The sequence below is a fragment of the Thermodesulfobacteriota bacterium genome, assembly GCA_039028315.1.
Taxonomy (GTDB): Bacteria; Desulfobacterota_D; UBA1144; order Nemesobacterales; family UBA2774; genus CR02bin9.
Map to the genome: position 1 here is coordinate 1 of JBCCIH010000109.1, position 8,262 is coordinate 8,262.

An 8,262-nucleotide genomic window follows, 5' to 3' on the forward strand; every position below is an offset into this window, starting at 1 on the left:
CTTTTCTTAAAAAAATCTCCGCCATATGATGAAAAAACCGTAGAGTGGATAGCAGAGCACTCATCAAAACGTGAGAGACTAGCAAATGAGGTAGAGCGCGAGGCAATGAGTATTGAGAGAACTCAACTAATGAAGCCTTACATAGGAGAGGAGTTTGAGGGAATAGTCATAAGCGTAATGCCTTTTGGAATGTTTGTTGAAGTCACAGAGATGTTTGTCGAAGGCCTTGTTCCAAAAGATTCCATCAAAAACTGGAGGGGCCGCTGGTTTGATATAGGGCAGAGGCTAAGGGTAAAAGTGGTTCAGGCTGATCTTGAGAAAAGGGGAATAACTCTAAATCTAGTTTCCTAACTCCAAAAAAAAAGGGCCTCTCACAACTGAGAAGCCCTCTTACTTTTTATAAATCTCTTTTTAATTATTTGTTTCTTCTTCTAGCTCTTAGTGCAAATGCAAATGCTACAGGTACTAATGGAATAAGTAGGTTTGCAACCGCTGTTCCTAGCTGAACAGTATTTCCAGCTATAGAACATGTACTGCTTGAGCCATTGCCACCACCAGGATTATTTGTTGGAGGATCTGTTTGTGGAGGTCCACCAGTTGGTGTTGGTGCTGGGGTTGCCGTAGGACCTGCAGTAGGTGTTGGTGTAGCTGTTGGGCCCGCTGTTGGGGTCGGTGTTGGGGTTGCAGTTGGTGTAGGAGTTCCGGTAGGCGGCGCCATTACAACAGACTGAACTGCCGCTAGAGCGTCTATGCGTCCGTTACCAGCTCTGAAATCAAAACCGGCTGCTCCAATATCAACTGCTGTGTTTAATATGGCGTTTACTACAGTCTCTGCATTATTGGAAACAAGCTCCGGATTAGAAGCTGCAGCCACCATAACTGCATCTCTGCGTGCTTCTTCAACAAGTGCTGCAACCGCTGCTACATGAGGAGCCGCTGCTGAGGTTCCGAAGAATGTTTCAAATCCATCTGTTGAAGTAGAAACTCCGTCAGGACCTGCAATGTCAGGTTTGTTTAGAAAAATTGACGGCGCCACACTAGTAGATCCGCCTTCAGAGCTTAGCACTGCATCTATTGGATTAATTAATGCTACAGGCCCTTCTGCACTGAACGGTTCAATTGTGTTAGGTGTGTTCCACTCAAACGCTGCGCTTCCAAGGTGCACAGTCGCTGGATGACCAAAGATCGAACCCATTGGGACATTGAACTCATTAACAATTTCATTTCCGTTAAAGTTAATCTCAATTGTTTGAGGGGTTCCGGATAAAAGGGCTACTTCAAGATCTACTTGTCTTGGATTAATAAGACTTGGATTGTCAAAGATAACAATATTTAGCGGATCGCCTGGATTAAATTCAAAACCTAGAGCTAAAATTTCAAAATCCAAACTATCTCTTACCTCTAGACGATATTCACTTGTGGCTGAACCAAATGGCTCACTCCACTGAAGAAAAGCAACAAGCCTTCCTCCTGCTGGAATTGTCATTGTCATACCGACATCGTTTCCTCCACCGGCTACAACTCCAAAGTTATGAAGAGTTTGCGATTCAATAAACCCTCCGTCATCTAAAAACGGAGCTTCATAGTGTTCAAGCCTGTTATTGCCGACAGCAGAAGCAGTGATAATCCCCAGATCATTGGCATCCTCATATTTTTGTGCCAAAGAGCCGTGCTGGAAATATGGCTGGGTTAGGTATCCAAGGTCATCGACTATGATATCTACGCCATTATCGATAAAGAAATCTATAGCTGCAAGAAAATCTAAAGTTGTAGTAAATCCTGTATGAAAATAAAGCTCAGCACCGGGCGCAACATCAGTTACAATTTCGAGCATAGCCGTTCCTTCGTTACCCTCACCAGGATCGCCTACTGTTACTGTTGGCAATTCGCCAGCTGCTTGAGAAGTTGCAAGCTCGTCAACTCCGTCTGAAATAACTCCGATTTTTACTCCCGTTCCGTCAACGCCAAACATGCTTCTTGCATCATCTGCCATCATAGCGGCATCACCTTCTGTCTGAACAGCACCTACTCTTGAGTGAGCGTATTCAGGAGGGCTTACACTATCTACAAATGCCATTTCATCCATATCATTAATAGTGCTTGAAGGTATCCATCCCTGAACTATTTTTAATTCTTCGTTTACTCTTTCAACCTCTAACCCGAGATCAATAAGTTTTTGGAGATTGCCATCTCCTACTTCGTTGCAATGCACATAAACCTGTATCATTCCTGCGTCATCAACCTTTACAACTTCGTTTGAGAATGTGCTCATAGCTCTTTGCTCTGAGCTTCTGGTTGAAGCCATATCAGAAATTTTGTTAATACTGTTTTGAAGTATCGGGCTAACTTTAGTCTCAGCAACTGTGTCTAATGCCACAATTGGCGAAACAATTGTTAACGCGAATACAATAATTGATAAGAAAAGTTTTCTCATGATACACCCCTCTAAGAGTATTATATTCTAATACTATAACCTAAAAATTATTATACCCTACTATAAAATGTTATGTCTAGACTGTATAATACATATTTAAATGAATTAAATAGTTAACAGAATCAGAATCATCCTTCAATTATTTTCTTAATAAATACTAATGAGTCAAAAGAAAACGACCAGACTGTATGCGATCCTAGCAAGAAATGCAGCCAATGGAGTCATCTTTAGAAGAGGACCGACAGCGCAAGTATTATTAATAAAATGGAACTTAAATAGCGATACTTTCGAACTAGGACAATGGTTTAAAGGCCGCATATATGAGAGACGCTGCGACTTGTCTCCAAGCGGCACTAAATTGGTTTACTTTGCGGGGAATTTCAAGACATCACTCGGCTCATGGACTGCAGTAAGCAAACCTCCTTATTTAACTGCGCTAATGTTATGGCCCAAAGGCGATGCTTGGGGCGGCGGGGGATTGTTTGAAAATGAATATACGCTTCATCTTAACCACCGGGACTATGAATATAATAAGGGAGTTAATGAGATGGAGCTTATGGAAGGATATAAATTGCCTAAAAATTTTAAGATTAAGCCTTTTGGAGAAAGATCCGGGTGGGGAGAGGACGATCCTATTTGGCGTATGAGGCTTGAGCGAGATGGTTGGACATTAATTGAGGGAAAAGAGGCTAAAAGAGACTACAAAGCAAAAATATGGATAACTTATGATCCGCCAATCATTTACAGAAAACCCTTGTCTAAAAACAAGAGTAATCAATATTTTTTAGAAATGAAAATTATGGGCATTAAGGAAAGAAAGGGTCCCTGGTATGTAATAGAATATGATCTAATTAACACCAAGACCTTAATTAGACAGGGCTTTGGACGCTTAGACTGGGCCGACTGGGATATCCGAAGTGGTGATTTTCTTTTTGCATCTCAAGGAAAGCTTTTCCGTATTAAGCATGAGTCTAATCAAGAAACCCAATATAACCCAAATAGCGCAATTGAACTTGCTGATTTCTCAGATCTTAGCTTTGAGGCAATAGATTCACCTAATTGGGCCAAAGTTTGGAAATAATACAATTGACCTATAGACATGGCGGAGGGAGTGGGATTCGAACCCACGATAGCTTTGCAGCTATACTGGTTTTCGAGACCAGCGCCTTCGTCCGCTCGGCCATCCCTCCCAGTAAGTAATCCACATAAACTACCAAACCATATATCTTAAGGCAATAAATCACTTCTCAGCTAATCTGGGAAACTCTACTAAATAATGTAGACTAGTTTTGTGCACAAAGATTTTTTCTCCAAAGGCGTTAAATCTTCTATACAAAAGGCAATAAAGGACGCATCTGGAAATGAGGTTTTTTTTGTCGGCTCATTTTCAGACGATAAGGTTATAGAAGAGGTGGCCGTAGTTGCCAGGGGAAATGATTACTCAGTTCCCGCAGTAATTGAGTCCGCCAGCCCCGGAGAAGTAGTAATACACAACCACCCCTCAGGCAATTTGACTCCTTCAAACCAGGATATCCAGATTGCCTCTGTCTTCGGCAGTCATGGGGTCGGCTTTCTAATAGTCAACAATGATGCTTCTCAAGTATATGTAGTGGTAGAGCCATTTTTCCAAAAAGAAATCAAACCGCTTGATATCGAAGAGACCAAACATGCGCTTATGTCCGAGGGACAAGTGGCTAAAATTATGGGGGATAAATTTGAGCTTAGAGAAGAGCAGATTCATATGCTTGAGTCGGTGACATCCTCTTTTAATGATAACTGTATTGATATTGTTGAGGCGGGCACTGGCACGGGGAAGACGCTTTCATATTTGATCCCGGCAATAAACTGGGCTATTCAGAACGAAGAGCGCATCGTTATATCAACCAATACTATTAACCTTCAGGAGCAGCTCATAGAGAAGGACATACCAATGTTATATGAGGCTTTTGACGAGGACTTTAGCTATTCCCTTGTAAAGGGCATGAGAAACTATCTTTGCCTTCTTAGAACAGAGACTATGCAGGAAGGACTGTTTGAGATGGCTGATGAAGATGAGGTCGGCACAATTGATGACATATTAAACTGGGCCAAGGTCACTGAGGACGGCTCACTTTCTGATTTACCTTTCACTCCCCCAGATAGTGTTTGGGAAAAAGTCTCTGCCGAGAGCGATAGCTGCCTAAGGGCCAGGTGTCCCTATTATTCCAGATGCTTTTTTTATAAATCCAGACGTGAAATAGCATCCTCACAGCTTCTGGTTGTTAACCATCATCTGCTTTTCTCTGATTTAGCAATAAAGAGCGCCTCTGAAAGTAGCGATGCAGGCATACTGCCGCCTTTTAAAAGAGTTATTTTTGATGAGGCGCACCATCTAAATGATGCAGCCACCTCGCATTTTGGCATGAGGGCTACTAAATTTGGCCTATTGCGAGTGCTCAGAAGATTAAAGAGAAAAGGCAAGGGCGGCCAAGGCAAGGGGCTAATCTACTACACTGCCTCTCTTGCAACCAAGCTTGTCAGAATACATAAAAAGGGAGTTGTGAATGATCTTCTGAAAAAGGTAGAGGAGCTGCTATCAACCAAAGTAGACACAGTTGAACAATATATCGGGGATTCTTTTGACGCTTTATATTACTTTTGTCTTCCTATCACTCAAGAAAAAGAGGGCGGTAAGGAGGAGATTAATCTTAGAATTACAGAGGATATTCTTTCCGAAGAAGGCTGGCAGAATGTGGATAAGAAATTTTCTCTGCTTAGAATAAGGCTAAAGGAGCTTCATGAGGAGATTAAGGCCATCACCGATATTCTCATAGACTATGAGGTTGAGACAGATATTGCAAAGCTAATAGTTGAGTATAAGGGCGTCTCCAATAAACTCGACTACTACTCAGATGTAATAAGTACTTTTCTAAGCACCGAGGATGACGGATTTGTAAGGTGGGTAGAGGGTAGAATGGGAAAAAGCGGTATACTCTCGGGCATAGGGCTATCGCCCCTTGAGATATCTCCCACCCTTAAAGAAAGACTCTACTCCAAATGCAACACAGTTGTTATGACATCTGCTACTATGGCAGTTAATCAAAACTTTGATTTTCTAAAAACAGGTCTTGGGCTTATAGATGAGCAGCGTGTGACTCAGCAAATCCTACCATCACCTTTTGATTACGAAGAGCAGCTTCTTTTAACTATTCCTGACGATATCCCCGAGCCCGGAAATGTTGGTTACGCTGAGGCAATATCAGGACTAATAAGAGACGCTGTGTTTGCCTCAAAAGGAAATGCTCTAATACTCTTTACTTCCTACACACTTTTGGAAACTGTCTATAGGAACATACATGGAGAGCTTGAGGATGAGGGGATTCTTGCACTTAAGCAAGGCGCTTTTCCTAGATCTAGACTACTGGATAAATTTAAGATTGAAGATAACTCTGTTCTTTTTGCTACCGATAGTTTTTGGGAAGGGGTCGATGTGCCGGGTGATGCCCTTAAGCTTGTAATTATTACGAGGCTTCCATTTAGGGTTCCTACTGAGCCTATTATCGAAGCTAGGGTTGAGTATATGGAAAATCAGGGGATTAACTCATTTACCGACTATAGCGTTCCGGTTGCAGTGCTCAAGTTTAAACAAGGTTTCGGCAGACTGATTAGAACAAAGACGGATAAGGGAGCCGTTTTAGTTTTAGACAAAAGGCTGATTAGTAAATTTTACGGTAAGTTCTTTTTGAACTCACTTCCAAAGTGCACTAGGTTTATTGACAGCTCAGATAACATTACATCAGTCTTAAAGTCTTTCCTGGGATAATGGGTTAGCTGAGTTCTATTATTGAAGTGCTGCCCTCTGGCACGTCAACTGAGCCTGAGCAGTGTACAATTCCTGGAGCTATAAGAACAACTGCAAGACTTGTAAATAGTAATGAAACCCTTAGAGCTTTTGATAACCTTTTTGTAATTTTCAATTAACCATCCTCCCGATTAGTAATCTAATCTTAATAAACTACTTGCTGTCAGATTGAGTTTTGATTGTTTGGGTGTCTTGTGAAGAATTACCTATAGATCCTTGACATTGACAGCCGTAAACAAACGCAAGCGATACTAATAATGTTAACGTAAGTAATACGGATTTATTTTTCCTAAGAATCTCAATGATTTTCATAATGTTCCTCTATTCGCGTAGTAAAACCTAAGCATATCATAGTAAATATTTAAGGGCAACAAGATTAACCCAAGCCCTATATATAGACTAAGAGTTTAGCTTCTTAGCAATTTTCCTCACAATAAGCCTTGGAGTAAAACGGTTTAAAAACGGCACAATCTGCTGCTTTATGCCAGGAATCACAATTGTTTGTCCATTTCTAAATCCATCATAGCCTGCTTTTACCACAGGCTCCATATCCATTAGACTTACCTTAAAAAGTAAAGAATCCTCAAGATCAGACTTCTCTCCAAACTCTGTTTTCACTGGCCCCGGTGCGAGACATGAAATTTTTATATCAGGGTTAGAAGTCTCCTCTGCAAGTGCCTCTGTAAATGAGAGAACAAATGCTTTAGTGGCAAAGTAAACTGCGAGATTTGGCCCGGGCTGAAATCCGGCAAGTGAGCCCACATTTAGTATTCCACCATGGCCTCGTTCGATTATTCCCGGCAAAAAAAGCCTTGTGAGATGTGTTAGAGCTACAAGGTTAACTTGAATCATATCGAGCTGAAGATCGGTGTCCAAATCCGCAATGTGACCTTTGTTTCCAAACCCGGCATTATTCACAACGACATCAATTTGAATGTTTTCTTTGTTTAGGTGGCTGAAAATTTCTTTTGGAGCGGCTTTTTTAGTAAGATCCTTCGGTAGCACATGAACCTGTATCCCATGCTCAGATTTAAGCTCCTCTGCCAGCTCATTTAACCTCTCTTCCCTTCTTGCGACGAGAACCAAATCACTGCCGTCGGCTGCAAAAAGTTTTGCCAGCCCAAGACCTATGCCTGAAGATGCCCCCGTTATTAATACCGTTTCGTTAGCCATAATTGTTTCCCCGTATATTAAGTTACTAATTGTTTTACACACAAGGCTGTGCAAAGTCAATTAACATTTAAAGCAGATCTATTTTATTCTTTTAAGATAACTTACCCCGCCCAAATTAGCCATCTGTCCTCTTATCCATGCCTCTCTTTCAAGCACGTATTCAGTGGGCTTTGCAGGAGACATAATTCTTGGATTTGGCAGCACCGCTGCTATGAGTGCAGAATCGACTAAATCAAGACTTTTAGCTGATCTGCCAAAATATCTACGGGCCGCCTCATCAACGCCGTATATGCCGTCTCCTGTTTCGATTACATTTAAATAAACCTCTAGAATTCTCTGCTTACTCCAGATTAAATCTATGAGCAGAGCAAAATAAGCCTCAGCAATTTTCCTTGTCCAAGACCGCTCTGGCCAAAGAAATACGTTCTTTGCGGTCTGCTGTGTAATTGTGCTAGCGCCTCTTAATCTTCCTCCCTCAAGCCTGTCGTCAATTGCATTTTCAATTGATCCAAAGTCAAACCCGTCATTTGCGGCAAATGTTTGATCCTCAGCTGCTATAACCGCAACTTTCATATAGTCCGAAATTTCATCATAACTCTTCCACTCATTCAATAAAAGACTGCCCTTAGTGTCGTTTTCAAAATAGCGGATTACAATCAGAGGAGTGGTCGGTGGATTCACAAATTTGTACAGAGTGACCCAGGCAAGCGATATTATCACCAGTATAAGAAGTAGTTTTAGAATAAAGATAGATAATCTTCTTAAAAACTTTGTCATCATAGTAAATATTGTTGTTTTTGCGGATATTACAATA

The 8,262-nt window shown here is 41.3% G+C and carries 7 protein-coding genes and 1 tRNA gene; 3 read left to right on the top strand and 5 right to left on the bottom strand.

Going from position 1 to position 8,262, the window contains the following annotated elements; translation table 11 throughout:
* On the top strand, positions 1 to 351 hold a 351-nt coding region (locus AAF462_07665; protein MEM7008994.1), incomplete at its 5' end, for a S1 RNA-binding domain-containing protein.
* A 64-nt stretch (positions 352 to 415) separates the two neighbouring features.
* On the opposite strand, the gene AAF462_07670 is transcribed toward AAF462_07665, so the two are convergent.
* Positions 416 to 2,434, bottom strand: a complete 2,019-nt coding sequence (locus tag AAF462_07670; GenBank protein MEM7008995.1) for a S8 family serine peptidase — start codon at positions 2,432 to 2,434, stop codon at positions 416 to 418.
* Positions 2,435 to 2,594: 160 nt separating this feature from the next.
* Between AAF462_07670 and AAF462_07675 the strand changes: the two genes are divergently transcribed.
* Positions 2,595 to 3,515, top strand: coding sequence for a hypothetical protein (locus tag AAF462_07675; GenBank protein ID MEM7008996.1), 921 nt, complete (start codon positions 2,595 to 2,597; stop codon positions 3,513 to 3,515).
* 19 nt (positions 3,516 to 3,534) lie between these two features.
* Here AAF462_07675 and AAF462_07680 read toward each other — a convergent pair.
* Positions 3,535 to 3,624: transfer RNA gene (locus AAF462_07680), tRNA-Ser, on the bottom strand.
* Between the two features lie 101 nt (positions 3,625 to 3,725).
* Here AAF462_07680 and AAF462_07685 point away from each other — a divergent pair.
* Complete coding sequence (locus tag AAF462_07685; GenBank protein MEM7008997.1) at positions 3,726 to 6,236, top strand: helicase C-terminal domain-containing protein; 2,511 nt, start codon at positions 3,726 to 3,728, stop codon at positions 6,234 to 6,236.
* 4 nt (positions 6,237 to 6,240) lie between these two features.
* On the opposite strand, the gene AAF462_07690 is transcribed toward AAF462_07685, so the two are convergent.
* The 3 genes from AAF462_07690 to mtgA form a co-directional block, all read right to left on the bottom strand.
* On the bottom strand, positions 6,241 to 6,390 hold the full coding sequence (locus tag AAF462_07690; protein MEM7008998.1) for a hypothetical protein: 150 nt from the start codon (positions 6,388 to 6,390) through the stop codon (positions 6,241 to 6,243).
* A gap of 284 nt (positions 6,391 to 6,674) precedes the next feature.
* Complete coding sequence (locus AAF462_07695; protein MEM7008999.1) at positions 6,675 to 7,448, bottom strand: SDR family oxidoreductase; 774 nt, start codon at positions 7,446 to 7,448, stop codon at positions 6,675 to 6,677.
* 78 nt (positions 7,449 to 7,526) lie between these two features.
* The gene (gene mtgA, locus AAF462_07700) at positions 7,527 to 8,225 is read right to left on the bottom strand and encodes a monofunctional biosynthetic peptidoglycan transglycosylase (protein ID MEM7009000.1); all 699 of its coding nucleotides are present in this window, start codon (positions 8,223 to 8,225) and stop codon (positions 7,527 to 7,529) included.
* Positions 8,226 to 8,262: the final 37 nt, after the last annotated feature.

What these genes read in the sequence shown, in the direction of transcription:
- AAF462_07670 (MEM7008995.1), bottom strand. Translation starts at nt 2,434, where the DNA reads ATGAGAAAACTTTTCTTATCAATTATTGTATTCGCGTTAACAATTGTT.
- mtgA (MEM7009000.1), bottom strand. Translation starts at nt 8,225, where the DNA reads ATGACAAAGTTTTTAAGAAGATTATCTATCTTTATTCTAAAACTACTT.
- AAF462_07675 (MEM7008996.1), top strand. Translation starts at nt 2,595, where the DNA reads ATGAGTCAAAAGAAAACGACCAGACTGTATGCGATCCTAGCAAGAAAT.
- AAF462_07695 (MEM7008999.1), bottom strand. Translation starts at nt 7,448, where the DNA reads ATGGCTAACGAAACGGTATTAATAACGGGGGCATCTTCAGGCATAGGT.